Here is a 26,704-nt window from a genome sequence, read left to right as displayed (position 1 = left end):
AGCATGAAGCCCCCCTCGAGATGAGATTTCCCACGGATATTAAGACCCCTTGAAGACGACAAGGAGAATAGGTTAGGAGTGTAAGTGTGGTAACACATTCAGCTGACTAATACTAATAGGTCGAGGACTTAATCAAGTGAAGTTCTTTTGGTTAAGTGGTTGACAAAGGAATAAATGATGATATAATAGATGTATGAAGTTTTCGTCTGGTGGCGATAGCGAAGAGGACACACCTGTACCCATACCGAACACAGAAGTTAAGCTCTTTAGCGTCGAATGTAGTTGGGTTTACGCCCTGCGAGACTAGAACGTTGCCAGGCTTCAGAGGTCTTTAGCTTATGCTTTAGACTTATAATTCCACAGTAGCTCAGTTGGTAGTAGCATCTGACTGTTAATCAGAGGGTCGTAGGTTCGAGTCCTACCTGTGGAGCCATTTTTTGGCCCGTTGGTCAAGTGGTTAAGACACCGCCCTTTCACGGCGGTAACACGGGTTCGAATCCCGTACGGGTCACCATTTGAACGGAGGTTTAGCTCAGCTGGGAGAGCACTTGCCTTACAAGCAAGGGGTCAGCGGTTCGATCCCGTTAACCTCCACCATTTTAAATATTTCGGGAAGATAGCGAAGAGGCTAAACGCGGCGGACTGTAAATCCGCTCCTTAGGGTTCAGTGGTTCGAATCCACTTCTTCCCACCATTCTATTATTGGGATATAGCCAAGCGGTAAGGCAACGGACTTTGACTCCGTCATTCCCCTGGTTCGAATCCAGGTATCCCAGCCATGAGCCATTAGCTCAGTTGGTAGAGCATTTGACTTTTAATCAAAGGGTCGAAGGTTCGAGTCCTTCATGGCTCATTAAATGAATAAAAGGCTATCTAATAGCCTTTTATATTTTTTGGCCCGTTGGTCAAGCGGTTAAGACACCGCCCTTTCACGGCGGTAACACGGGTTCGAGTCCCGTACGGGTCATCTTAACCAAGTCGTAACTTATGTTACGGCTTTTTTTTTATGTTTTCAAAAAATATAGCATATATAATTATATATGCTATACTTTTAATACATTTATTTTAAATTGTTTTTAGTAAAACTTAGCGGTAGTACTTCTTTAAAGAAGTTATACACTTCATAATTATTTTCAGATGTTCCTAGAATTAGTTCAAAGTTCTCATCTGCGAATTCGGCAATTACTTGTCTGCAAACGCCGCATGGAGGACAATATGTTTCTATATTTCCTTTTGGCCCACCAACTACAGCAATTTTTTTGAATTTAGTAATGCCTTCACTTACTGCTTTAAATATTGCTGTACGTTCTGCACAGTTTGTAGGTGTATAACTAGCATTTTCAATATTACAACCTGTATAAATTTCTCCGTCTTCAGTTAGAAGCGCTGCTCCTACTTTGAATTCAGAATAAGGAACATAAGAGAATTTTGTCGCTTCGATAGCTTTGTTAACTAATAATCTATTAATTTCTTCGTCTTTTTGGTTGTTATGAATACCTAGTAGTTCAAAGATAGTATCTGCAACACCTGCTTCGTCATTGTTCTTTTCAGTTGTATATTTCGCTATTTCTTTAAGATGAGGGTTTGCATTTTGCATAGCTACGCTATATTCTACTATTTTAAGCATAGCCTCATCATTTAAGTTATCTCCTATAGCTAACGTATTTTTTAGTGATATTTTGTATGCTTCTGATACTTGTTTTAAAGCATGTCCCTTAGTTGCATTTTTATCCATAATTTCAAGGTTATTGGAACCTGACGAAGTTACAGCAATATTTTCATTTTCTGATAATAGTTTTTTAGCCTTTTTTAATTTATCAAGGTCATTTGATATTCCAATTATTTTTATTGATGGATTATGCTCTTGGTTTAAGTAAAGTTCTATATTTTCTACTTCTGTAACATGTCCATTTTGTAGTCTTTTTTTTGATTCAGTTCTTAAATATTCTAAATCTGGAGTCGAACCTATAGAGCGTATAAGATCAGCATATGCTTGAATATCAGTTTCGATACTGTGAGTATATACAGTATTTTTTGTATAAAGTTGGTAGCTGATATCTAAACTTTTAAATATTCCTATCGTATAATATAAATCTTTTACTTGTATTGGAGTAATACTTATAATCTCTTTATTTTTATTGTAGACAACCCCTCCATTAAAACTAATAACATCACAGACAATATTATTTTCTTCAAGAGCAGGTGATGCTTCATAGTAAGCTCTTCCTGTTGCTACTACGAATTCAATGTTATTATTTTGAGCATATTTTATTAATTCTACATTTTTTTCAGGTATTTTATGTTCATTATTTAGCAGTGTACCATCCATATCACTAGCTATTAATTTAATCATATATTGTTTTAAGATACTAGAGAAGATCTAGTTCTTTCTCCTTTCCTCATATATAGTTAGATTATATCATAACTAGATAATTATTGTAACCTAAAGAAAAAATATATTAATATTAGAGTAATATTTCTACTATAATTTTATTATTTATGATAATATAAGAGTTAATCAAATTATTTATAGAGAGTGATTAGATATGGAATTAAAAAATATTATAAAAGATAATAATTTAGAAGAATTGTTTTCTAAAGTAACAATAGGAATAGAAAAAGAAGGACAAAGAATTTTAGAAAATGGTCATATTACAAAAACAGATCATCCTAAAGTTTTAGAACCTCGACATGAAAATCCATATATTCAAACAGATTTTGCGGAGTCTCAAATCGAGCTTATAACATCACCAGAAAGAAATGAGAAAGATGTTATTAGAGTTTTAAATGCTATTCATGAAGTAGCTTTAAAGAATATTCCCGAAGATGAGTATATATGGCCTCTAAGCATACCTGCTGTACTTCCTGATGATAAAGATATAAAAGTAGCTCAATTTGAAAAAGAATGGGATATTGTTTATAGAGAATACTTAGTTGAAAAATATGGTAAATATAAACAAATGGTATCAGGTATTCATTATAATTTTCAAATTGATGATAATTTTATGAAAAGTGTTGCCAATATTACAAATAACGATGTTGTTAATGTTAAAAATGATATATATATGAAATTAGCACGTCAATTTTTAAGATATCAATGGTTACTTGTATACCTATATGGTGCCTCACCATTTGCTGAAGATAAATATTTTACAGATGGAAAGAAACCTGAAGGCTTTGTGAGAAGCTTAAGAACAAGCAGATATGGGTATGTTAATGATGATGATATCGTAGTATCTTATTCTTCATTAGAAAAATATATTTCTGATTTAACGGGCTATGTTAAAGATAAAAAATTAATAGCCGAAAAAGAATTTTATTCTAGTGTTAGATTCAGAGGTGCTGAAACCGTAGCGGATTTACCAAAAAAAGGTATTAAATATATAGAATTTAGATTATTTGATTTAAATCCATTTGCTCCTTTTGGAATATTAGAAAAAGATGTTAGATTTATTCATTTATTTATAAAATCTTTAGTATGGATGGAAGAAGCAGATAAAAAAACTTCAGAATCTAAAGGAAAAGAATACAGTGAGAATATTGCCTTATCTCATCCATTTGAAATGCCAATCTACTTGGAAGAAGGTTTAGAACTTCTTGATAATATGAAAAACATGGTAAGAGAATTGAGCTTACCTGAAAGTGATATATTATTAATAGAAGAAAAAGAAAATGAATTAATAGACCCATCACTTACACTGGCTGCAAAAATAGTAAAAGAGTATGAAAAAGATGGTAATATAATAGAGTTAGGGGTTAGTCTAGCTAAAAAATATAAAGAAGAAGCTTTAAGAGAATATTATTCGTTAAGTGCATATAGTAACATGGAATTATCTACTCAAGCAGTAATTGAAGATGCTATAAAAAATGGTATAAAAGTAGATGTTATAGATGAAAATGATCAGTTTATTCGCTTAGAAAGTAATGGAACTGTAGAATATGTGAAAAATGGTAATATGACAAGTAAAGATACTTATATATCTCCATTAATAATGGAAAATAAAGTTGTAACTAAGAAGGTATTATCGGAAAAAGGATTCAGAGTTCCAGGTGGTTATGAAGTATCAACATTAGATGAAGCTTTATTAAAATTTGATTATTTAAAAAATAAACCTATAGTTATAAAACCTAAAAGTACAAATTTCGGATTAGGAATCTCTATTTTTAAACATGGTACAGACGATGTAGAAGACTTTTCAAAAGCTATATTGTTAGCTTTAAAAGAAGATAAGGATATTTTAATAGAAGAGTTTATAGATGGAACAGAATATAGATTCTTTGTTATTGAAGGTGAAACAAAGGCTGTTTTACTTAGAGTACCAGCAAATGTAGTAGGAGATGGAAAACATACAATTTCTGAATTGGTAGAGATAAAAAATGAAAATCCTCTACGTGGAGATGCTAAGAAAACACCACTTAAAAAGATAGAGTTAGGTGAGATTGAGAGCCTACAATTAAAAGAACAAGGGCTAAGTTTTGATACTGTTCTGGATGAAGGTCAAATAGCATATTTAAGAGAAAACTCTAATATTAGTACTGGTGGAGACTCTATAGATATGACTGATGAAGTAGATGATAGTTACAAAAAGCTAGCTGTAGAAATATCTGATGCTATGATGGCTAAAGTATGCGGGGTAGACCTAATTATTAAGGATATTAAACAAGTAGCTACAGATCAAAATTATGGAGTAATAGAAGCTAATTTTAATCCAATGATGATGATGCATATTTACCCTCATAAAGGTAAATCAAGAAGGTTATCTCTGGATGTATTGAGAATGTTATTTCCGGATAGAATAATAAATTAAAAAAGCTAAAATTTGATAATTGACCAAATTTGATATATAATAGCAAGTGAGGTATAAAATAGGAGGTAAGAAAATGAATTTAATTCCTACAGTAATAGAGCAAACTTCTCAAGGAGAAAGAGCTTATGATATTTATTCAAGACTTTTAAAAGATAGAATTATTATTTTAGGATCAGAAGTTAATGACCAAGTTGCTAACTCAATTACAAGCCAACTTTTATTTTTAGAAGCACAAGATAGTGAGAAAGATATTTATTTCTATATTAACTCTCCAGGAGGTAGTGTAACAGCTGGTTTTGCGATTTATGATACTATGCAACATATTAAATGTGATGTAGTAACAATTTGTATGGGTATGGCTGCAAGTATGGGAGCATTCTTATTAGCGGCAGGAACTATCGGTAAGAGATATGCATTACCAAATGCAGAAGTTATGATTCACCAACCATTAGGTGGAGCACAAGGACAAGCCACTGAAATTGAAATTGCTGCTAAACACATATTAAGAACACGTGAAAAATTAAACAAAATTTTAGCGGACAGAACAGGTCAAACAATTAAAGCAATTGAACGTGATACAGAACGTGATAATTACTTAAGTGCAGAAGAAGCTTGCGAATATGGTTTAGTGGATAAAGTAATGTATCCAGAAAATAATAAACCACAAAAAAAAGAAAAAGTAAAAAAAGCTGCTAAAAAAGCAACTAAAAAATCAGAATAATTCTAATTCAAAAAAAACTCTCTCAGATTTCTGAGAGAGTTTTTTATATTATATTTTCCAAATTTTACCTATTGCATTACGGAATTCGTAGTTATCCATAAAATATTCTACATTTCCGTTAAAATGACGTTTGAATTGAAGAACACTATAATCAGTAGCATCTTCAGAAGTGAACTCTTTAGAAGTTCCAAAGAAGTTGAAAATTTTGAAGTTATTTCTAATAGCATATTTTATCATAGTATACATTACTAAATATGAGCCATTAAATCTAGAGAATTCTTTTTTCATTCCTCCAGTGAAGTAAATAAGATCTTGTTTTGTTTCTATAAAACTTGCGCACGATAGATAAATAGTATTTCCATGCTCCTCTTTTAAAGAAGAGATTTTTGCTATTTTATCATTGTTAAAAGCAATTGATTCATCTATTCTAGCTATTTTATTCATAGTTTTTTCAGGATTTACTTTTCCACTTTCAAGTTTTTCTGTTAATTTAGTTTTTTCAGAATTGAAATCTTCAATTTCTTTATTTAGTTTAGAAATAAGTGAATCACAATCTAAGTAAGAAACCATAAGGTGAAGTTTATCACCTAATGCGGTTTTTAGATTTCTAAAGTACTCACTAGTTCTAATTTGGAAGTTGATTCTATCTTCTGTACTTTTGTTTATTGAATCAAAGATTGCAGCATCTTCATCATTAAAAATGTCGATTTCTTTTACAGTTATTCCTTCTTTTATAGCTTTGTTAATTGAACGTTTAGCCATTGTTGAAACAGTTTTTAATAGTGTATCTTCAGTAAGAGTTTCTTCTAGTTCTCTTGAATATATACAACGAGAAGCTAGAGTAGGGTTTGTAAATAAGTCATCATTAAGTGGTTTATACCCTAGTGAAGTTAATATTTTATCTGTTTCTATAGATTCTTTAGTAGTTTCAACATATTCGATATCTTTGTAAATACGTTCATTTAAGAATGGATTAACCCTTACGCAAAGAACACGGAAGTCTTTAGCGAAATATTTTTTTAACTCTGTCATATAAAATCTAACTAACTCAGTATTTGAATAATCCATTATTGGACCATGTTGAGCTGTTACTTTAAAGAAGAATTTTTTATAAGGGAAGTAAATAAATGTTGCATATGCTAACACTTCGTCATTTTCTTTTACAGCAAGTATTTTTGTTTTTAGGTTATTGAAATTTTGCATTTTACTATATACAGCAGCTTGTTGTAAATAGTAACGATCATTATTTTTTTCTTGAACCTTTTGTAGTTCGTCACTGCTAATTTCTGTAAATATCATTAATATGCTCCTTATATAAATTTTAATACATACCCATACGATTATATAACAAATAGAAGAAAAAAAAAAGTAATAACTATTATTTAAACTGCTTACAATAAATGATATAATAAGGATATAAATGTCTGGGAGGATAATTTATGAGAGAATATCAATTAAGAAATAAAAATTATAAAATTAGATATAATGATTTTCCTGGTGAAGGAATACCAATAATATTTATTCATGGATTAGGATGTGCAGGTTCTTTTGATTATGTTGAGATAGCAAATAGGAAAGAGTTCTTAGGTCATAGAAAAATATTAATAGATTTACTAGGAGCAGGTTATAGTGATAAACCTCTTGATTTTGAATACAAAGTTAAAAATCATGCGAAGTACTTAAGTGAATTTTTAGAAGATCTGAATTTAAATAAAGTTATATTATTTGGGCATAGTTTAGGAGGGGCTATCTCTATAGAACTTTGCGGTCTTTGTAAGGAAAAGATAGATCGATTAATACTAACAGAACCTAATTTAGATCCTGCGACTAAAGGAAGAACTAGTTGGGCTGTTGCTCAGTATACTGAAGAGAATTATAAGAGTAGAATAAGTAGCTTAATAGAATATTGTGCAAGTGGAAAGAATACAATGTGGGCAGCAACATTAAGAAATTGGTTGCCAGAGGCAGCATATCAAATATCAAGGGATGCTATAGAAGTTAGAGAAGTCCCTTGGCGTGATATGTTCTATAGTTATAAGATTCCTCGATTCTTTATCTTCGGTAGTAAAACATTACCAAGTGATGATTTAGAAGAGTTACCAAAGAATAATATAGAAGTAAAAATAGTAGAGAATGCTGGGCATTCTATGGCATGGGAAAATTCAGAAGGATTAGCTCAAGTAATATATGAATGTCTTAAATAAAGAAAAATAAAAAGTTTGGATACTTCCAAACTTTTTATTTTTATATTTTCTTAATTTTTAAATTACTTACCATTAAGTATGAACAGATTATTAGTAATAATAGGTTTATAATGCTTGGTAAGTTAAATAATGATATTATAGCTAAAACTGATCCACATGTTGTAATAGGTACACCTTGATAATAACCATCTTTCATTTTAGTAACATTAAATCGTGCTAATCTATAAGCACCACAACAAGCATAGATGGCACTAAGGATAGCTACTATCACTATTAATGTAGAAGTTGGTTTATCAATAGATACAAATTTTTCAAAAATTAGTATAGCAGGAGCTACACCAAAACTTACAACGTCACATAAAGAATCTAAATCATGACCGATGTCAGAAACGACACCAAGTTTTCTTGCTACAATACCATCGTATCTGTCTGCAAGCATTGCTAATAAAATAAAGACAGTTCCCCAAACATAATATCCATGTACAGTAACTAAGATTGATAAAAAGCCACAAAAGATATTACACAAGGTAAGATAATTCGGTATAAAATTTTTATTCATTAAGTTATCCTCCAATGATTGATATTATAATTATAGTACAAATTGAAAGAAAAGTCTAAAAAAAAATAAAAGTTACAATATGAAATTTATTAATTACTTTAATTTACATAAAAATTTTGCGAGAAGTGTTGTTTTTAAAAATATTACTTGATATAATGTATATGTAATTTATTATGGGAGGGGTATTATGTCGCTAAAATTAGATAAAGTTGATATAAAGAAAATTGCGAAAGAGTTAATATTTATTTGTCTTGGTTGTGCTATTTATTCATTTGCGATAATGCACTTTAATGTACCGAACAAACTTGCAGAAGGTGGAGGAACAGGTATTTCCTTGTTACTACTTTATGCATTTGGATTACCAGTATCAACTGGTACAATATTGGTTAATATACCATTATTAATTATTGGTTTTAAAATGTTAGATAGAAAAACTATGATATATACTTTATATGGTATTTCTATGTTAACTGCGTGGTTGAAATTTTTTGAAATATATAATGTTAATATTGATATTGGTGGAGATAAGTTATTAGCTTCTGTCTTTGGTGGTATTATCGCAGGTATTGGACTAGGAATAGTATTTTTAGTTGGTGGTACAACTGGAGGAGTAGATATTGTAGCTAAAATTATTCAACTTTATACAGGAAATTCAATTGGAAGAATTATTCAAGTATTAGACGGTGTTATTATAGCTCTTACGTTTGTAGCGGTAAAAAGTTTCCCAGCAATCTTATATACTCTTTTCTATATATTTATTAGTACTAAGTTAATAGACTATGTAGTTGAAGGTGGGGTATCTGGTAAAGGTGTAATGATTGTTTCACCAAAAATAGAAGAAATAACTAAAATAGTTCAAGAAGATATGGAACGCGGTTTAACGTATTTTAAAGGACAAGGTAGTTATACTAGAAAAGATATGGATATTGGTTATTGTGTTGTATCAAGAAATGAAATAAGTAGACTGAAATCGCTCGTTTTTGAGATTGACCCACGAGCCTTTGTAACCATAACAGAGGTTCATGATGTAATGGGCGAAGGATTCAGTTTTGATCAACCAAAGAAAATCAAAGTAGGTATAAAAAAAGATAAATAATAATAGGGAGTAACCTAATATATTATATTGTTAGGTTACTCTCATTATTTGAAAGGTATTAAGATGATAAAAAACTTTTATTTTAGAATAATATTAATAATAGGACTAACTACCGTATGTTGTTCATTTTTTGGGCAAACACTTCTATTTTTAATTAATATTAGTAAAAATTACTACCAATATTTAATTCTCTTAACACCGCTAGTGCTTCTTTTTGCAAAATATAGTAATAAGATAATTAAAACTCATGGAGTAGGTATGAAGTATTTTGTAGAAGCTGCTAATAAAGACAATGATAAGGTTAGCTGGTTTTTTCCTATTGTTCTTACTATAAATACTCTGCTTGCTCATGTATTTGGTGTAAGTGTGGGAAGAGAGGGTGTTGCAGTTCAATTAGGTGGAGCTATTGGAAAAAATATGACGACTAATGATTTAAGTGATAGACAAAAGAAATATTTTGTTCGTTTAGGGATGATTAGTGGTTTTGCAGCTCTATTTCAGACTCCACTTGCAGCAGTATTTTTTATATTAGAAATAATTGGGAAAAAGATAAGAGTTACTGCTAGTTCTATTTATGAGTTCGTTAGTTATATAGTTGCAGCATTTATTTCAGCAAAGCTATCTCATATTTTAGGTTTAGAGAAATTCTTTGTAGAAGTTAATGTTAGTAATAATGATATTAATTTAGTAAACATATTAAAAATAGCTTTTATAAGTATAACATTAATTTTTACCGGGATATTATTTGTTATTATTCAAAAAAAATCTAAAGTGGTTGTTGCTACTTACAAATATCTTACATGGGTTTTATTAGTATTATTTATAGTAATGAGCTTTATACTAAACTTTAGATATGCTTCACTAGGTACTAATTTAATAGACATCTCATTTAATGATTATAATAATATTAAAGCGTATGATTTTATTTTAAAATTAATATTAACGGCAATTTGTACAGCTATAGGCTTTAGTGGGGGAGAGGTTACACCGTTATTTGCTATTGGGGCAAGCAGTGGCGTTGTATTAGGAATATGGTTAGGGCTGCCTGTGTTAATGGTAGCTGGCTTGGGATATTGCTTAGTATTTTCTTCAGCAACAAAAACATGGATAACTCCTATATTTTTGGCTTTAGAAGTTTTTGGATATAAACTGATGTTAATAATGATATTACCAGCAGTACTATTGTACTTTATAAACAAAAAATACAGTATTTATAGTTAGTATATAAAAATACCAAGAGAAGTGTAGTTTTCTCTCGGTATTTTTTAGTTTATTGTAAATACTATTCAGGATTTATTTTTTTAGTGACCAACTTTCCTCAATTAATGGAATCATCTTTGTTAAAGTATCTTTATCACCTTCTATTGAAGTATAATGAATTTTACCATCGTCTGCTTTAAAAATATATGTAACAAAATATTTTCCAGTATTAGTTAAAGTATTAATAACATAAGCATCATAGCCACCGATTTTTGATTTAGTACCTGATATTTTTTCAAACATTTGACTACTCTGTTGCCTACTATATACTGAATTTGCTACTTGCTTAGGATCGATAGATGCATACTCTGCTTCAGATATTCCAAGTTGACTTGGACGGAAAATGTTTAATGTAACAACATTATACGCAGATGTATCACTAGATTGTATGTCATTACCACCATTTATATCTTTAAAATTAACCCAATCTTTAGGGACTTTAACATATCCGTACTCGTCAGAACCAATTACTTTAGTATCCTCTGCTTTGATACCTGTTGAAGATGAACTTTTATTTGATGAATCTGAATCTTTTTTATTAGCTTCTTCTTTTTTATTTTCATCTTTTTTCTTAGAGTCCTCTTGTTTATTTGACTCATTCTGTGTTGTCTGCTCTTTATTTTGGTCTTTATTTTCGTTTTTATTTGCTTGACAAGACACAAGTAGTACGGAACTTAATAATAACATTAGTATACCTTGTAATTTTTTCATATAGAAACCCCTTTCATTTGATTATAATTTTATTATATCATGTATATAAGAAAAATTATATATATTTATCAATATATATTAATAAATTATTAAAAAAGAACAGAATCAGTAAAGTCTGACTCTGTTCTTTTATTATAAACCTAGAAGTTTTAAAATTTCTCTTTTATATTTTAATTTTTGTTCATCAACATTTTCACCATTTAGTTGAACTTTTATTTCTGAAATAATTTCACCAGGTTTATTTTTAATAATATATATTCTGTCACTAAGTTCTATTGCCTCATCTATGTCATGTGTTATTAGTAGGGTTGTAAGATTAAACTTTTTACAAATATCTAAATACCAAGAATGTAATGATATCTTTGTTATTGCATCTAGGGCACTAAAAGGTTCGTCTAGTAAGAATAATTCTTCTTTAAACATATAAGTTCTTAAAAGTGCAACCCTTTGTCTCATACCACCACTTAATTCACTTGGATATTTATCTTTATAATCATAAAGATTAAATAGTTTTAAGTTTTTTATGGCTTCAGCTTCAGCCTCTCTTTTATTAACTTTTTTTATAAGAAGGGGAAGTATAATATTTTGAATTACAGTCTTATGTTCTAAAAGTAAATCTTTTTGAAGCATATAGCTGACTTTTCCTTTGAAATTAGAATCTCCTTGAATTTCTATAGTTCCAGATTGAAGTTCGTTGATACCTGCAATTAAATTAAATAAGGTAGTTTTTCCAACTCCGCTTCCACCTAGAATTGAAACAATTTCACCTTGGTCGACATGAATATTAATATTTTTTAATATACTATTATTTGGGTAATTGAAAGATAAGTTTTTTATTGTTAAGACACTCATTATTTTATGTAGTCATTGCTAAATCCTGTATTGTCTGCAAGTGGTTTTTCGATAATTTTGTTATCGTTAACCCAATGGTAAAATGCGTTCCATCTTTCAGCATCGAATTCTCCCCAATGCTCTTTATTTGAAGCATATTGTTGAGAGATATATTTTTGTGATGCTACTACGAAATCACGTTTTTCTTTTAGTTCCGGTGCATTTTTTATTAAAATATCTGCAGCTTCTTCAGGATGCTCCATAGCGTAGACATATCCTTTCTTAATAGCTTTAAGAACTTTTTTGGCTTCTTCTTTGTTATTTTTTAGATAGTCATTATTTGCGATAATTACTGGTGAATAGTAATCAAGTTTTTTATCAAAATCTCTTAAGTAGAAGAAGTTTGTTTCTAAATTCATACTTTCTGCTAATTTACCATCCCATGCATAGTAAATCCAAGCAGCATCAAAAACTCCGTTTTCAAGAGGTGTAATTGAGTTACTATCACTATTTGGTACTAACTCAATTTTATTATAATTTCCACCTTGTTTTTCAATTAGAGATTTAATCATAGCTAGTTCAACAGGATCATTCCATGTTCCATATTTTTTACCTTCTAAAGCTTTAGGATCAGTAATATTGTTTTTCTTAGGTGAAATGATACCTGAAGTATTGTGTTCAATAATAGCAGCTACAGCTGTAATTCCAGCTCCTTTAGAAAGTTTACTAGCCATTGTATCTTGATAATATATTCCAAAAGGTGCTTTATTATTAATTATTAAATCTGATGTGCTATCTTCTGGTGCTGGTTTAATATCAAGATCTATTCCTTCTTCAGCAAAATAACCTTTTTCTTTTGCGACATATAATCCTGTGTGGTTTGTATTAACTGCCCAGTCTAATACAAAGTCGACTTTTTTTAAATCTTTATTATTTGAACTATTATTAGCAGAACCACATGCTGTAAGTGTTACTGCAAGAATAATAGAAAATATACTAATTAGTATTTTTTTCATGATTTTCTCCTATATATTTCCATTTAATAAATTTTTTTTCGCTTAGTTTAACTAATTCTATACTTAGTAAACTTATAATAGATACCAATATAATAATTGCGAACATAGTATCGTATTCAAATAGTTTTTTTGCTTTAATCATATAAACACCTAGGCCTTCAAAACCTCCTAACCATTCAGCTACAACTGCAGCTATAAATGCATAAGAAACACTTACTCTAAGTCCTGCATAGAAGTAACTTAAGCTAGTTGGTATTTTAACATGCCATAGTATTTGTAATTTACTAGCATTCATAAGTTTTAATAATGTGATCATATCGTTATCACAATTTCTAAATCCATCTAATATACTAACGACAATAGGGAAGGTTGTAGTTAAAACTATTAAAACAATCTTTGGTGTTAATCCGTACCCAAGCCAAAGAACCAAAATAGGTGCAATAGCAATAGTAGGAATAGTTTGTGTTAGGACTAGTAGAGGATAAATAGCTTTATTAAATACTGGGATGCTGTCCATAATTAAAGCTAGAGTCCAAGCTATTATAATACCAAGTAGTAAACCGATAATAGCTTCTAGGAGGGTGATTTTACTGTGGAAAATTAATTGTTTATAATTTTTAATGAAAGACTGTACTATTTCTATAGGAGTAGGAATAATATACTTAGGAAGTAAATTTAAATATCCAGCCCCCTGCCAAATTATAATAAGAATAAGCATAGAAATAGCGGCAGCATATTTATTAATTAAATTTGCTAAGCTTTTCATCTATAGTTAAAATATTCCCGTAATTAATTTTCACATTAGCAAAAATATTTTTGCTATCCTCACCCGCAATTAGCAAACATTCTTTTAGAGTATCCAATAATTCATTGAACTCTCCTTCTATTACTGTTTCAAAAGGAGAAACAACGACATTAGAATGTTTATTCTGAAGATAATGAATAACATTATCTATTATTTTTATTTTTTCTTCATTTTGTTCGCTCAATGGAAGAATTTGTAATGCAATACTGCAATTTGACAAAATAAAAAACCTCCTTACAATTTTAAGGGGTCTAAGTTAGGTCTTAAAGAATACTACCTACGCTGGCATTACCCAGATCAGGTTCGGTCGAAATTTATAAATATTTCCTCTCAGACTGTTCACAGACTCCCGTATTTATGATTATATCATATACATTATTTAAATCAATAAATCTGTTTAACGATTTCAAGTTTAGAGTGTAGTTCGAAAAAAGAGATACAAGAAATATAGTATAATATAGTTATTATTTTTAGTTATGATTAATGTATATTTAATATAATTAGTAAATAGATTTAATAATTTACCTATATATACTTAGATTAAAAAGATATTTTTGATTTTTGACTAGATATGTGGTAGAATAAAAAATCATAATAATATAAAATTTAAGAGGGATAACGAAGTGAAATTTTTAAAAGAAATATTTGAATGGATTATAGTAGTTGTCGCATCTATAGCAATTTACTTAGTTTTAAGTACTTATGTAATAGCTCCATTTACAGTAAAAGGACATTCTATGGACTATACATTTGCTGATAATGACAAAGTTTTTGTTAATAAACTTAGTAAAAACTATGAACGTGGTGACGAAGTAGTATTCCATGCAAATGAAACAGATGATTATATTAAACGTGTAATAGGTGTTCCAGGAGACACTATTGAATATAAAGATGATGTATTATATGTTAATGGTGAAAAAGTGGATGAGCCTTATTTAACTCAAAAAATTAAAGAAGCTAAAGAATCAGGAACAGCACCATTTACACCAGACTTTAATATAGAGTACTTAAGTAGTACTAAATCAAAAACAGTTCCAGAAGGAATGTATTTTGTAATGGGTGATAATAGACAACATAGTACTGATAGTCGTGTCTTTGGATTTGTTAAAAAAGAAGCGATGATTGGTAAAGTAAGTCTAAGATACTATCCATTTAGTTCATTTAAGTTCTTCTAAAATTCAAAATATTTTAGTTGAATAAAATATGATGTTATGCTATCATAATATACGGGCACTCTAAAAGAGTGATAGAAGAAAACCACCCCCTACGATTTACGTAGGGGGTTTTATTTTTTATAAAGGAGATTAACATGACAAAGTATATTTTTGTAACAGGTGGAGTAGTATCATCATTAGGAAAAGGTATTGTAGCTGCATCAGTAGGTAGAGTACTTAAAAATAGAGGATTAAAAGTAACACTTCAAAAATTTGATCCATACTTAAATGTTGACCCAGGAACTATGAGTCCTTATCAACATGGAGAAGTTTTTGTAACAGAAGATGGAGCAGAAACAGATTTAGACTTAGGACACTATGAAAGATTTATTGATGTTAATCTAGGTCAATATTCTAACGTGACTGCGGGTCGTGTTTATTCATCAATTATTGAAAAAGAACGTCGCGGAGATTATTTAGGAGGAACAGTTCAAGTAATTCCACACGTAACAAATGAAATTAAATCACGTGTACTATTAGCTGGAGAATCAAGTGATGCTGATGTAGTAATTACAGAAATAGGTGGGACAACAGGAGATATTGAATCATTACCATTTTTAGAAGCAATTCGTCAAATTCGTAGTGACTTAGGTCGTGAGAATGTATGTTATATTCACTGTACACTATTACCTTATATTAAAGCAGCTGGTGAGATGAAAACAAAACCTACACAACAATCTGTAAAAGAATTACGTGGTTTAGGTATTCAACCAGATATTATTGTTGTAAGAAACGAACTTGCATTAACAGATGAATTACGTGCTAAAATATCTCTATTCTGCGATATTCCAAAACAAAATGTTATTGAAAGTCGTGATGTAAGTAATTTATATCAATTACCATTAAATCTAAAAGCACAAAAAATCGATGATATCGTTCTAAAACACTTCAATTTAACAGCTAAAGAGGCGGATATGGAAGAGTGGACATCACTTGTAGAACGTGTAGATAACTTAAAAGATGAAGTTAGAATTGCCTTAGTTGGTAAGTATGTAGAATTACATGATGCTTATATTTCAGTAGTTGAGTCATTAAAACATGCAGGGTATAAACACAATTCTAAAGTTAAAATCGATTGGATTCAATCAGAAGATATTACTGAAGAAAATGTTCATGAGTATTTAAAAGAAGCTGATGGGATTTTAGTTCCTGGTGGATTTGGAGATCGAGGTGTTGAAGGAAAAATCACAACTATTAAATATGCTCGTGAAAATAAAATACCATTCTTTGGAATCTGTTTAGGTATGCAACTTGCAGCTGTAGAGTTTGCAAGAAATGTTTGTGGATTAACTGGGGCTCACTCTTCAGAATTAGATCCAAATACACCGTACCCAATCATTAACTTACTTCCTGACCAAGAAAATGTAGTAGAAATGGGAGGAACTTTACGTCTAGGAAGTTATCCTTGTACATTAACAGAAGGTTCACAAGCGCATAAAGAATATGGTGAAATCAACATAACTGAAAGACACCGTCACAGATATGAATTCAATAATTTCTACCGTGAAAGATTAACTAATAAAGGATTAGTTCTATCAGGTGTTAGTCCAGATGGAAGATTAGTAGAAATAGTAGAATTACCTGAACACCCATGGTTTGTTGCTGGTCAATTCCACCCAGAATTCAAATCTCGTCCAGAAAAAGCACATCCATTATTCGCTGGATTTATTAAAGCAAGTTTAGAGAATAAACGCTAATTATGGATTTGTTTAATATAATAAATGAACTAGAGGCACGCGCAGATACTGCGCGTGCTCTCGATATGTCTAGGTATATGAAAAATAGATTTCCTTTTTTTGGTATTCAAGCTCCTATTCGAGATGAAATTTGCAAACCATATTTTAAAGATGCAAAAAAAGAAAAGAAAATAGATTGGGATTTTGTTGAGTATTGTTGGCAACATGAAAAAAGGGAATGTCAATACATTGCAGCACATTACCTAAAGAGTTTGCAGAAATTTTTAGAAATTACTGATTTTGAAAAATTAAAGAAATTAGTTATAAAGAAATCATGGTGGGATACAGTTGATATACTGGATAGAATTATTGGAAGCTTAATTTATCGTGATGAAACTTTAAAAAAGGAAATTTTAAAATGGAGTGTTGATGATAATATTTGGCTAAGACGTGTCGCTATAGATCATCAACTTTTACGAAAAGAAAAGACAGATACTAATCTTTTAGAAAAAATATTAGTTAATAACTTAAATCATACTGAATTTTTTATTAATAAAGCTATAGGTTGGGCTTTAAGAGACTATTCGAAAACTAATCCCCAATGGGTAAAAGATTTCATTGAAAAATACAAAAATAATATGGCTTCGCTAAGTATAAGAGAAGCTAGTAAATATATATAATAATAGAAAGAGAATACTGTTTAATATTATTGAGCAAGTGTTTCTCTTTTTCTTATTGTCTAATAGTGTTATACTATTAGTATAGCTGTTTGAGTCTTAATATTGGATAAAAATGCTTTTCAGATGAGTGTTTATTAATATATACAGTTTAAATGAATTATAAGTAAAGGTTGGTTTTAATAAATGAAAAAAGTAGTAATAGGGCTAGTAGTTGTTATATTATCTATAGCATTATTAGTAACACTGCCTTTTATGTTTAAAAGTAATCAGGAAGATTATATTGATTTCTCAAAAGTTTCAGAAAATGTCGATGATAATGGAAAAGATGATGATACATTGAGAATTGGTTTAATCTCTGTTGCTGGTGATAATAAAAGTTATATTTTAGAAAAAGAATTAGCTAATTATATTGGTGAAAAATTGAATAAAAAGGTAAAGTTGATACAGAAAAAAAGCTACAGTGATATTAATTTATTACTAAAAAATAATCAAATAGATGTGGCATTTTTATCTACTGGTGCATATTCATTATATGAGGATAAAGAATCGTTAGAACTTTTAGCAAGGCCGAATAGAGGTAAGGCATATTATCATCCAATAATAATTACCAAGAATGATTCAAATATAAATACAATAGAAGAATTGAAAAATAATAGTTTTGCTTTTGTAGATACTTATAGTTATTCAGGATATTTAGTATTTAATGATTATCTAAAGAAAAATGGAACAACAGCAAATAAATTTTTCAGTAATAGTTATTTTACACATAGTCATGAAGAATCTATAAATCATGTTATAAATGGAAGAGTATCGGCTGCAATAGTTGATGACTGGGCTTTGCAGTATATGAGTAGTAATTTTTCTGGAATAGAGAATAATATAAAAATTATTAAGACGTTTCCGGAAGTCGCGACAGGACCTGTAGTAACTCATAAAAACTATGAGGATAAAGAAAAAATCAAACAGATATTATTATCTATAGATAAAGATGATTCTATAAAAAACGTCTTATCACAGCTTCAGATAGAAAAGTATGAAGAAACAAAAGCTAGTGATTATCCAGATTTAATAAGTGAGGATTAAGTAAATGGCTAAGTTGAAAATAAGAAATAAGATTATTATATTCTTTGCGATAATCTATACAATATATTTAAGTATAATCTCAGTATATACATATGTTAATAATAAAAGCATATTGGAAAGTGCTTTGAAAGATAGAATTACTCAAACTTACTATCAGCTAGCTGGTGATATATCAGACGATATAAAAACTGAAAATACTTATGAAATATATCAAAAGATACATAGTGCTTCATCGAATAAGGAAGTGTCTTATATTATTATTTATGATAATGATAAAAATATTATAGGTAAAACTTTAAAAGATGTTCCAGAAAAACTTATGACGTTTAATGAAGGACAATTAAAAAATTATAAGAGTTATGGTAGTTCAAAAGGAGAGATATTAGAATACATTTCTCCTGTCGATGATGTTAATATTGGTTATATAAGAATAGGTTTTTATACTAAAGATATTTATGTGAAAACATATATGCAATTTATAAGAATTCTTGTTTTAAATATTGTTGTTTTTGTAATGTTGCTAATTGTTGCTTACTATATTTCAAAATTAATTGAACGACCAGTAAGAGATCTAACTTCTGTAACCGATGAAATAATTAGAGAAGGTGATTATAAGAAAAATATAGATAAAGATAATTATAGTCAGGATTTCCATGTATTAGTTAGTTCTATAAATGAAATGGTAGATAGTAATAAAAAGAATAAAAAGTTAAATAACTATTTATTAAATAAGGTTTTTAGGATTCAAGAAGAAGAAAGAAAAATGCTTTCTAGAGAATTGCATGATGAGGTAAGTCAATCACTCGCGAGTTTATTATTTTTATTAAGTAATTTAGTAGAAAAGGAAACTGATAAAGTGAAAAAAGATAGATTATTACTAATTCAATCAGAAATCGAAAATAGTTTAACAAATATTAGAAATATAGCAGTTAATCTAAGACCACCTAGTGCAGAGCTAAGCTTAGAAGAGGTAATAAGTAAATATATCGAAGATTATAAAAATTTATATGGTATCTCAGTTGATTTTTATAGTAATTATAAAGGTGGTAAAAATGACAATTTCGATATTACACTTTATCGAATAATTCAAGAGTCATTATCTAATATAAAACGACATTCTGGAGCTACAGAAGTAATTGTTAAGCTTTATGGTAATTCAGATTATATTATTTTGAGTATAGCAGATAATGGTATAGGATTAACAAAAGAACGTGTAGAATCAGCCAAAAAAGAAGGTCGACTAGGAATATTTGGTATCCAAGAGAGAATATTGGATTTTTCTGGAGAATTCAAGGTGCTTAATAATAAAAAGTACTCTACAATAATAATGTGTAAGTTTAAAACAGAGACAATAGAGGAGAAGTCTAATGAAAATACTATTGATTGATGATCATAAACTGATAAAAATGGGGATTAGAGTTTTGTTAGAAGACAATAAAAAATTTAGTTTAATTGATGATTGTGGGAGTAAAGGTGAATTTTTAGAAAGAATTAGCACTACTGAATATAATTTATTTATTTGTGATATTTCATTACCTGATGGAAGTGGTTATGATATATTGGAGATTATAAAAGAGAAAGATTTAGATGCTAAAGTTATTATACTAAGTATGCATGAAGATAAATCATATATAAAAAAAGCTTTTAAAATGGGAGCTTCAGGTTATGTAACAAAAAGTACTGCACATGAGGAAATTTTAAAAGCTATTGACGTAGTAATGGAAAAAAATGAAATTTACTTGAATGAAAAGTATGCTACAATTTTTTATGAATTATATAAAGCAGATAAAGAAATAGAACTTAGTGAACGAGAAAAAGAAGTCGGAAAATATATAGTTGAAGGGTATACTTTAACTGATATCGGAGAAAAATTGTTTTTAAGTGTAAAAACAGTTGACACATATAAAAAGCGACTTATGGAAAAAACAAATACTAAAAAACGAAGTGAGTTAGTTGAGTATTTAAAATCTAACTTAATGTTATAAAAATAAGAGGATCTCTATCAGATAATTTGATAGAGATCCATTTTTTATTAATCTTCTAATTGTTTTGATGTTTTCTTAAATAATGTTAAAGCAATGAATACGAATGCTAATACACAAGAAGCTATTAATGCGTAGAAACCTCCGTTCCATCCGAATACATCAACAAGTTTACCCATAACATAACCAGCACTTGCTGATCCAAGTAGGTAACCGAATAACCCAGTAAGACCAGTAGCTGTTCCTGTAGCAACACGTGGAACAAGGTCAGCAGCTTGAAGACCAATCATCATAACAGGTCCGTAGATTAAGAATCCGATAGCTACTAGACAAATGTTATCTACAAGTGGATTACCTGGAGGGTTTTTCCAGTAAACGAACACTGCAATAAGTACTCCTGTTAAGAATAATAACATTGGAGGAGCACGGTGTCCTTTGAATACTTTATCACTTAAGTATCCACTTGCTAACATTCCGAAGATACCAGCATATTCATATAAGAAGTAAGCCCAGCTTTGTTTATCAACAGAGAAGTGTTTTACTTCTTTTAGGTAAGTAGGAGCCCAGTCGATAATACCGTAACGTACGAAGTATACGAATACGTTAGCAACTGCGATAGCCCATAAGTATTTGTTATTAATAATGTATTTAAAGAAAATATCTTTTGCAGATAAAGTGTGAGCAGACTCAACTTTTTCTACGATTTTTTCTCCTCTCCATTCATCAACTGGAGGTAAACCTTCAGACTCTGGAGTATCTTTCATTAAGTAGAACATAATAATTGCTAAGATAATAGCGATTATTGCTGGTAAGTAGAATAGTGATTGCCATGCACCAAAAAGAGAAAGTCCTAATAATGCAAGAGGCCCGATTAATCCACCACCAAGGTTGTGAGAAACGTTCCACCAGCTCCACCAAGCTCCACGTTCTGAAGTAGAGAACCAGTTAGTCATAGTTTTTGCTCCAGGAGGATACCCCATACCTTGGAACCAACCATTAAGTGCTGAAAGGACAATCATAAATGTTAATGAAGAAAGCACTGCAGGTACTAGACCAAAAATTAAGCTGACAGCAGCAGAAGCAACTAATCCAATAGTAATAAAGTACTTAGGATTACTTCTGTCTGAAACGTTACCCATAATAAATTTACTGAAACCATAAGCAAGAGATAGTGCAAGTGAAACTTTACCTAAATCAGCTTTAGTGTAACCGTATTGATCAATTAAATAAGGGATAGCAAGTGAGAAGTTTTTTCTAATTAGATAGTACGCTGCGTATCCAATGAATACTCCTGAGAATACTTGCCATCGAAGTCTTTTATACTCAGCATCAGTACGAGAACTGTCGATTCTCGGTTTTGGTGCTGAAGCTTTTAAAAACGAAAACATATAAATTTCTCCTTCACTTCAATAATTTAGTATATTAAATTTTTTGTTAGAAGGAATGACGTCAATCTTCTTGAATAAATTTTTTACTTTATTTTATAAAGTATGTAACTTATAAACCTTATTATATATAAATGAAAAGCGTCTGTAAATGTTATTATGTAAAGTTTTTATATTTTAGAAAATCCCCTACACCTGTTGTAGGGAAATTTCTTACAAAATAACTATTGATAATTAAATATAAAAGAATTATAATTGATTAATCAATAGTTGACAAGTCAATTAATTATTTTTTAAAAAAGGAGTATAGCATGGATGTTAAGGAATGTATAGAATTATTGTATAATTTAAAAAATTTAGATAAAAAATTGCTAGATTTATTTGAGAAAAAAATAGGTATTAGTTTAACAAGATTTCAAATTATAAAATATCTACATGAAAGTTCTTTTAGCACATCAAAACAAATTTCACAAAGTCTTGAAATAGATGCAGCGGCAGTGACTAGACACATAAAAATATTAGAAAAAGAAGGTTATGTAATTAAAAGACGTAATGAAAATAATAATAGAGAAGTCTTAGTAGAACTTTCTGAAAAAGCTCATGAAGAAATAAGACGTTGCGAAAGAGAAACAACTGTTCAAGATATTATCGGTAATGAATTTACTGAGAAAGATTTAAAAGACTTAGTCAGCCTATTAAAAAAATTTAATGAAAATTTCAAATAGAAGAGGTATAAATAATGAGTATATTATCAACAATATTAGTAACGTTAGTTGCAATGTTATTTTTCTATATAATGTATTTAGAAACATTTGCAACAGATTCTGAAAGTACAAGTAGAGTATTTAATATTCCGCAAGAGGAATTAAGAAATGCAAGATTAAATACATTATTTAAAAATCAAGGTATTTACAATGGTTTATTAGGAGTAGCTTTGTTATATGGGGCATTTCTATCTAAAAATCCAGTAGAAATAGTTGCAATGTTATTAATATATATTATTTTGGTAGCTATATATGGTGGTTTAACTAGTGATAAAAAGATTATTTTAAAACAAGGTGGATTACCAATATTAGCACTTCTTTCATTATTATTTTAGTTTATAAAGGGGCAAGATTAATATGAACAATACAGCAGTAATAATAGGATCTACAGGGGCAGTAGGAAAAGAAATTTTAAATGAAGTATTAAATCAAGATTATTATAACAAAGTTTATATACTAGGAAGAAAATCAATAGAGAAATTTCCTGACAATGATAAGTTAGAAAAAATAGTTATTGATTTTGAAAATCTAGATTTTAATACAGATATTTTAAATAATTCAGATGTTTTTGCTGCATTAGGAACAACAATAAAAATTGCAAAAACAAAAGAGAATCAGAAGAAAATAGATTTAGATTATACAGTTAATTTTGCTAAGTTATGTGAAGGTAAAGTAAAAAGTTTTAATGTCGTATCTGCCTTAGGGGCTACAAGTAAATCTAAGAACTTTTATACTTCTATAAAAGGAAAATTAGAGGATGAATTGTCAAAATTAGATTTGGGTATTTTAAGAATATATCGACCTTCTTTATTAATAGCTAAGCGAGATGATAAGAGATTAGTAGAGGAATTATTCATGAAGGTAGCACCGATTTTTAAAAAAATTCTTGTAGGAAAATTTGAAAAATATAAACCTATCGAGGTAGAAATTCTAGGTAAGGCAATTGTGGATAATGCAATAGGCAACAAAAGAGAAGGGGTATATCATTACTCTGATTTTAAAATATCTTAAAAGACTCAATAAATTCTATAATACTAATATTTCAGTAACCTAAAGTTATGTTGTGATGATAACTTTGGGTTATTTTTTTAAAAAATTTAATCTTTATTTTATATTCATAAAACTCATATACAATTAATTTATCAAAAGAAATAAACAAAAAATATAAGTTAACTTTATTGTTTGCTGAATCTATGGTAAAATAAATGTATAAAAGTGAGAGGAGACAGAGAGAATGAAAAAAGGATTGACAGTATTTGCAATAAGTACATTATTATGTGGTGGATTAGCAATAGCAGATGGGGGACATCAAGCTTTTGCAAAAGGTGGTAAGGGGAGCTCTTCTAGCAGCTCATCTCATAGTAGCTCAAGAGGAAGTTCGTCACATGGCTCATCATATGGAAGTTCAAGAGGTAGTTCATCACATGGATCATCATATGGAAGTTCAAGAGGAAGCTCGTCACGTGGTTCATCATATGGTAGCTCAAGAGGAAAATCATCATACGGCTCATCATATGGAAGTTCAAGAGCGAAATCATCTCGTGGGTCTTCGTATGGAAGCTCAAAAAGAAGTTCATCAAATGAATCGTTATTTGATAGCTCAAGAAGTTTAACTTATGGAAAATCTAGAGGACGTTCATCATTTGGCTCATTATCTAATAGAAGTTCAAGAGTGGGTACAAGTTCAAAAACAAATAATAGAAATAGGTATTCAAATGGAATAGCAACTAGAACTTCTAATTTACACAATAATTTAAGTAATAGATCATTTGGTTCATCAAGAAATATTACAAAGTCAAGATTTGGTAAAACAAGAGCTTACGGAAAAACAACATTTACTAATTCATCGAATAGAAATACAAAAAATATAGGAAGTAATAACATTGTTACTAAGAACTTTAGAAGTAATTTTGTAACAAGAAGGGGAGCAGGATTACATAAAAATAGAACTAGATTTGGAACTGGAAATAATGTAGTAATTTCTAATAGAACACTTCAGAATAATAGACAAAATATAGCACAGCTAAATACTGTTAGTCCAAATGTTAATAAGTTTAGAAGTAACTTTGTAACAAGAAGGGGAGCAGGGTTACATAAAAATAGAACTAGAAATAATATAGTAATTTCTAGTAAAACATTGCAGAATAACAGACACAATCAAACACAACTAAATGTCGTTAGTCCGAATGTTAGTAAGTTTAGAAGTCGTATATTTAGAGGGCAAAATATGACTTTCTACAGAACAAATAATAATCAATTGATTCAATTACCAAACGAAAATTAATAAGGATATAAACCTGAAATAAATTATCAAGATTTATTTCGGGTTTATTATTTATATATAGATGGGTAGTATTTTAAAAAAAATTATAATGACTAAAAATTCTAATATGATTATAGATAATTTCCAAAAATTTACAGAAAAAATTTTCATAATATAAATGATAACTTTGTAAAGTCTCTAAAATATTATATAGATAATATAAATAGTAAGTGTATAAATATAATTTATCGTATTAAACTAAGGTGTATATTTAAAAATCTTTAGAAAGTGTATTAAAGATAAAGAATATGTTTATATTAAAATAATAATTGTTAATTGAAAAGAGATAGAAATTATATAGTGAAAATTTTCAATGTACAAGTAATGATAATAATTATCGAAATATAATATTAAACAAGAAAAATTGCTATTGATATAGAATTTTATTTATGATATAGTATTTCTCAAAGTTAACTAATAGTGATTATTTGTTAGCTAATTTATTATAAAGGAGAACAAACATATGAAGAAGGGATTAAGTGTATTTGCATTGGCGGCTTTATTATTTGGAGTAGGTGCAGTAGCGGACAGTAATCATGAAGTTCAAGCAAAATCTCATTCAAAAGGAGGTAGTGTTAAGAGAGCAAAAGCTACACCAGTTCGAAGAGCTGTAGCAAGACCAGTAGCAAGAAGAGCTGTAGCAAGACCAGTAGCAAGAAGAGCTGTGGCAAAACCGGTAGCAAGAAGAGCTGTAGCAAGACCAGTAGCAAGAAAAGTGGTTGCAAAACCGGTAGCGAGAAAAACTACAACAAGACCAGTTGTAAGAAAAGTAACACCAACAGTAAGAAAAACTGCGACAAGATCAGTTGTAAGAAAAACAACACCAACAACAAGAAAAACTGCAACAAAATCAGTTGTAAGAAAAACAACACCAACAGCAAAAACAGCAGTAGCAAGAAAAGCAACAACAGCTAAAAAAGGAACAAAAACAGTAGTAGCAAACAAAGCAACAGCGGCTAAAAAAGGAATAAAAACTGCGGTAGTAAACAAAGCAACAACAGCTAAAAAAGGAACAAAAACAGCAGTAGTAAACAAAAAAACAACAGCTAAAAAAGGAACAAAAGCAGCAGTAGCAAACAAAGCAACAGCGGCTAAAAAAGGAACAAAAATAGCAGCAACAAACAAAGCGACAGCGGCTAAAAAAGTAACAAAAACTGCAGCAGCAAATAAAGCAACAGCGGCTAAAAAAGTAACAAAAACTGCAGCAATAAATAAAGCCACAGAAGCTAAAAAAGTAACAAAAACTGCAGCAACAAACAAAGCCACAGAAGCTAAAAAAGGAAAATTTAAATTACCATTACATGGGAATTATTGTGGTCCAGGACATGGTGATTTAACTAAAAATCCTAAACCGGTTGATACATTAGATGCTATTTGTCGTAAACATGATATTGGATACAAAAAAGATGGATATTTTAGTAGAAAAGCTAATGCTGAATTTGTTAAAGATGTAGCTAAAAACTTTAATAAAATGAAACCTGCTGAAAAAGTAAAAGCAGCAATCTTTTCAGCTGGATTTATAGCTATGAATAATACACCATTACGTGAAGTATCAACAATTATTGGTCGTATTACTGGTAAATAAT

At 29.5% G+C, this 26,704-nt stretch carries 25 protein-coding genes, 7 tRNA genes, 2 rRNA genes and 1 riboswitch; of the genes, 25 read left to right on the top strand and 9 right to left on the bottom strand.

All coding sequences use genetic code 11. The annotated features are described in order from the left end of the window. From T369_RS0106220 to T369_RS0106180, 9 genes are all read left to right on the top strand, one after another. Positions 1 to 136 (top strand): 23S ribosomal RNA (locus tag T369_RS0106220); the annotation flags it as partial. Between the two features lie 69 nt (positions 137 to 205). Then, positions 206 to 320 (top strand): 5S ribosomal RNA (gene rrf / locus T369_RS0106215). A gap of 36 nt (positions 321 to 356) precedes the next feature. Then, positions 357 to 433, top strand: a tRNA-Asn gene (locus T369_RS0106210). Positions 434 to 439: 6 nt separating this feature from the next. Next, positions 440 to 514: transfer RNA gene (locus tag T369_RS0106205), tRNA-Glu, on the top strand. A 7-nt stretch (positions 515 to 521) separates the two neighbouring features. Continuing rightward, positions 522 to 597: transfer RNA gene (locus tag T369_RS0106200), tRNA-Val, on the top strand. Between the two features lie 13 nt (positions 598 to 610). Beyond that, positions 611 to 694, top strand: a tRNA-Tyr gene (locus T369_RS0106195). A 9-nt stretch (positions 695 to 703) separates the two neighbouring features. Further along, a tRNA-Gln gene (locus T369_RS0106190) sits at positions 704 to 779 on the top strand. A gap of 1 nt (position 780) precedes the next feature. Next, a tRNA-Lys gene (locus T369_RS0106185) sits at positions 781 to 853 on the top strand. Positions 854 to 895: 42 nt separating this feature from the next. After that, positions 896 to 967, top strand: a tRNA-Glu gene (locus T369_RS0106180). A 93-nt stretch (positions 968 to 1,060) separates the two neighbouring features. On the opposite strand, the gene T369_RS0106175 is transcribed toward T369_RS0106180, so the two are convergent. After that, complete coding sequence (locus T369_RS0106175) at positions 1,061 to 2,353, bottom strand: cytidine deaminase (RefSeq protein ID WP_031553123.1); 1,293 nt, start codon at positions 2,351 to 2,353, stop codon at positions 1,061 to 1,063. 193 nt (positions 2,354 to 2,546) lie between these two features. Between T369_RS0106175 and gshAB the strand changes: the two genes are divergently transcribed. Then, on the top strand, positions 2,547 to 4,808 hold the full coding sequence (gshAB, locus tag T369_RS0106170) for a bifunctional glutamate--cysteine ligase GshA/glutathione synthetase GshB (RefSeq protein ID WP_031553120.1): 2,262 nt from the start codon (positions 2,547 to 2,549) through the stop codon (positions 4,806 to 4,808). Positions 4,809 to 4,881: 73 nt separating this feature from the next. After that, a complete protein-coding gene (gene clpP / locus T369_RS0106165; RefSeq protein ID WP_006364855.1) occupies positions 4,882 to 5,529 on the top strand; it encodes an ATP-dependent Clp endopeptidase proteolytic subunit ClpP in 648 nt (215 codons plus the stop codon). A 48-nt stretch (positions 5,530 to 5,577) separates the two neighbouring features. Here the strand turns inward: clpP and T369_RS0106160 are convergent, their stop codons facing one another. Continuing rightward, entirely contained in the window at positions 5,578 to 6,828 is a 1,251-nt protein-coding gene (locus tag T369_RS0106160) for a peptidoglycan bridge formation glycyltransferase FemA/FemB family protein (RefSeq protein ID WP_031553116.1), read from the bottom strand. A gap of 140 nt (positions 6,829 to 6,968) precedes the next feature. Here T369_RS0106160 and T369_RS0106155 point away from each other — a divergent pair, with 140 nt between their 5' ends. Further along, a complete protein-coding gene (locus T369_RS0106155) occupies positions 6,969 to 7,733 on the top strand; it encodes an alpha/beta fold hydrolase (protein ID WP_031553113.1) in 765 nt (254 codons plus the stop codon). A gap of 40 nt (positions 7,734 to 7,773) precedes the next feature. Here the strand turns inward: T369_RS0106155 and pssA are convergent, their stop codons facing one another. Next, a complete protein-coding gene (pssA, locus tag T369_RS0106150; RefSeq protein WP_031553109.1) occupies positions 7,774 to 8,292 on the bottom strand; it encodes a CDP-diacylglycerol--serine O-phosphatidyltransferase in 519 nt (172 codons plus the stop codon). Between the two features lie 187 nt (positions 8,293 to 8,479). Here pssA and T369_RS0106145 point away from each other — a divergent pair, with 187 nt between their 5' ends. Further along, on the top strand, positions 8,480 to 9,388 hold the full coding sequence (locus tag T369_RS0106145; RefSeq protein ID WP_031553107.1) for a YitT family protein: 909 nt from the start codon (positions 8,480 to 8,482) through the stop codon (positions 9,386 to 9,388). A 63-nt stretch (positions 9,389 to 9,451) separates the two neighbouring features. Next, complete coding sequence (locus T369_RS0106140; RefSeq protein ID WP_035496465.1) at positions 9,452 to 10,609, top strand: chloride channel protein; 1,158 nt, start codon at positions 9,452 to 9,454, stop codon at positions 10,607 to 10,609. Between the two features lie 72 nt (positions 10,610 to 10,681). Here the strand turns inward: T369_RS0106140 and T369_RS0106135 are convergent, their stop codons facing one another. From T369_RS0106135 to T369_RS0106115, 5 genes are all read right to left on the bottom strand, one after another. Further along, positions 10,682 to 11,359 carry a hypothetical protein gene (locus T369_RS0106135; RefSeq protein WP_031553101.1) on the bottom strand — a complete coding sequence of 226 codons (678 nt, stop codon included), beginning with the start codon at positions 11,357 to 11,359 and terminating at the stop codon, positions 10,682 to 10,684. Between the two features lie 132 nt (positions 11,360 to 11,491). Further along, positions 11,492 to 12,211, bottom strand: a complete 720-nt coding sequence (locus tag T369_RS0106130; protein ID WP_031553098.1) for an ABC transporter ATP-binding protein — start codon at positions 12,209 to 12,211, stop codon at positions 11,492 to 11,494. Then, on the bottom strand, positions 12,211 to 13,206 hold the full coding sequence (locus T369_RS0106125; protein ID WP_031553095.1) for an ABC transporter substrate-binding protein: 996 nt from the start codon (positions 13,204 to 13,206) through the stop codon (positions 12,211 to 12,213). Before T369_RS0106125 ends, T369_RS0106130 begins: the two co-directional genes overlap by 1 nt. Continuing rightward, on the bottom strand, positions 13,187 to 13,972 hold the full coding sequence (locus T369_RS0106120; protein WP_031553092.1) for an ABC transporter permease: 786 nt from the start codon (positions 13,970 to 13,972) through the stop codon (positions 13,187 to 13,189). Before T369_RS0106120 ends, T369_RS0106125 begins: the two co-directional genes overlap by 20 nt. Then, positions 13,947 to 14,231 carry a thiamine-binding protein gene (locus T369_RS0106115; RefSeq protein ID WP_031553089.1) on the bottom strand — a complete coding sequence of 95 codons (285 nt, stop codon included), beginning with the start codon at positions 14,229 to 14,231 and terminating at the stop codon, positions 13,947 to 13,949. The genes T369_RS0106120 and T369_RS0106115 overlap by 26 nt, the downstream gene beginning before the upstream one ends. Before the next feature lie 37 nt (positions 14,232 to 14,268). Beyond that, positions 14,269 to 14,372, bottom strand: a riboswitch (TPP riboswitch). 262 nt (positions 14,373 to 14,634) lie between these two features. On the opposite strand from T369_RS0106115, the gene lepB reads away from it, so the two are divergent. From lepB to T369_RS0106085, 6 genes are all read left to right on the top strand, one after another. Continuing rightward, complete coding sequence (lepB, locus tag T369_RS0106110) at positions 14,635 to 15,186, top strand: signal peptidase I (protein WP_031553086.1); 552 nt, start codon at positions 14,635 to 14,637, stop codon at positions 15,184 to 15,186. A gap of 134 nt (positions 15,187 to 15,320) precedes the next feature. Further along, a complete protein-coding gene (locus tag T369_RS0106105) occupies positions 15,321 to 16,922 on the top strand; it encodes a CTP synthase (RefSeq protein WP_031553083.1) in 1,602 nt (533 codons plus the stop codon). Positions 16,923 to 16,924: 2 nt separating this feature from the next. Further along, positions 16,925 to 17,581 (top strand): DNA alkylation repair protein, encoded by a 657-nt coding sequence (locus T369_RS0106100; RefSeq protein WP_031553080.1) that lies wholly within the window; start codon positions 16,925 to 16,927, stop codon positions 17,579 to 17,581. 183 nt (positions 17,582 to 17,764) lie between these two features. Continuing rightward, the gene (phnD, locus tag T369_RS0106095; RefSeq protein ID WP_031553077.1) at positions 17,765 to 18,664 is read left to right on the top strand and encodes a phosphate/phosphite/phosphonate ABC transporter substrate-binding protein; all 900 of its coding nucleotides are present in this window, start codon (positions 17,765 to 17,767) and stop codon (positions 18,662 to 18,664) included. Between the two features lie 4 nt (positions 18,665 to 18,668). Then, complete coding sequence (locus T369_RS0106090; RefSeq protein ID WP_031553074.1) at positions 18,669 to 20,051, top strand: sensor histidine kinase; 1,383 nt, start codon at positions 18,669 to 18,671, stop codon at positions 20,049 to 20,051. Beyond that, entirely contained in the window at positions 20,032 to 20,649 is a 618-nt protein-coding gene (locus T369_RS0106085) for a response regulator transcription factor (RefSeq protein ID WP_004633039.1), read from the top strand. Before T369_RS0106090 ends, T369_RS0106085 begins: the two co-directional genes overlap by 20 nt. Positions 20,650 to 20,696: 47 nt before the next feature. Here the strand turns inward: T369_RS0106085 and pgtP are convergent, their stop codons facing one another. Next, a complete protein-coding gene (pgtP, locus tag T369_RS0106080) occupies positions 20,697 to 22,034 on the bottom strand; it encodes a phosphoglycerate transporter protein PgtP (protein WP_006364838.1) in 1,338 nt (445 codons plus the stop codon). Positions 22,035 to 22,342: 308 nt separating this feature from the next. Between pgtP and T369_RS0106075 the strand changes: the two genes are divergently transcribed. From T369_RS0106075 to T369_RS09275, 5 genes are all read left to right on the top strand, one after another. Beyond that, a complete protein-coding gene (locus tag T369_RS0106075) occupies positions 22,343 to 22,756 on the top strand; it encodes a MarR family winged helix-turn-helix transcriptional regulator (protein WP_031553069.1) in 414 nt (137 codons plus the stop codon). A 14-nt stretch (positions 22,757 to 22,770) separates the two neighbouring features. Beyond that, positions 22,771 to 23,130 carry a DUF1304 domain-containing protein gene (locus T369_RS0106070; protein WP_031553067.1) on the top strand — a complete coding sequence of 120 codons (360 nt, stop codon included), beginning with the start codon at positions 22,771 to 22,773 and terminating at the stop codon, positions 23,128 to 23,130. A 22-nt stretch (positions 23,131 to 23,152) separates the two neighbouring features. Next, on the top strand, positions 23,153 to 23,806 hold the full coding sequence (locus T369_RS0106065) for an NAD(P)H-binding protein (protein WP_031553065.1): 654 nt from the start codon (positions 23,153 to 23,155) through the stop codon (positions 23,804 to 23,806). Positions 23,807 to 24,029: 223 nt separating this feature from the next. Then, positions 24,030 to 25,079 (top strand): hypothetical protein, encoded by a 1,050-nt coding sequence (locus tag T369_RS09415; protein WP_031553063.1) that lies wholly within the window; start codon positions 24,030 to 24,032, stop codon positions 25,077 to 25,079. A 502-nt stretch (positions 25,080 to 25,581) separates the two neighbouring features. Next, positions 25,582 to 26,703 carry a phospholipase A2 family protein gene (locus T369_RS09275; protein WP_051618980.1) on the top strand — a complete coding sequence of 374 codons (1,122 nt, stop codon included), beginning with the start codon at positions 25,582 to 25,584 and terminating at the stop codon, positions 26,701 to 26,703. Position 26,704: the final 1 nt, after the last annotated feature.

The sequence above is a fragment of the Gemella sanguinis ATCC 700632 genome (genome assembly GCF_000701685.1).
GTDB classification, from domain to species: Bacteria; Bacillota; Bacilli; order Staphylococcales; family Gemellaceae; genus Gemella; species Gemella sanguinis.
The sequence above is the reverse complement of the archived record's forward strand: the minus strand, read 5'-3'. Positions and strand labels throughout refer to the sequence as shown.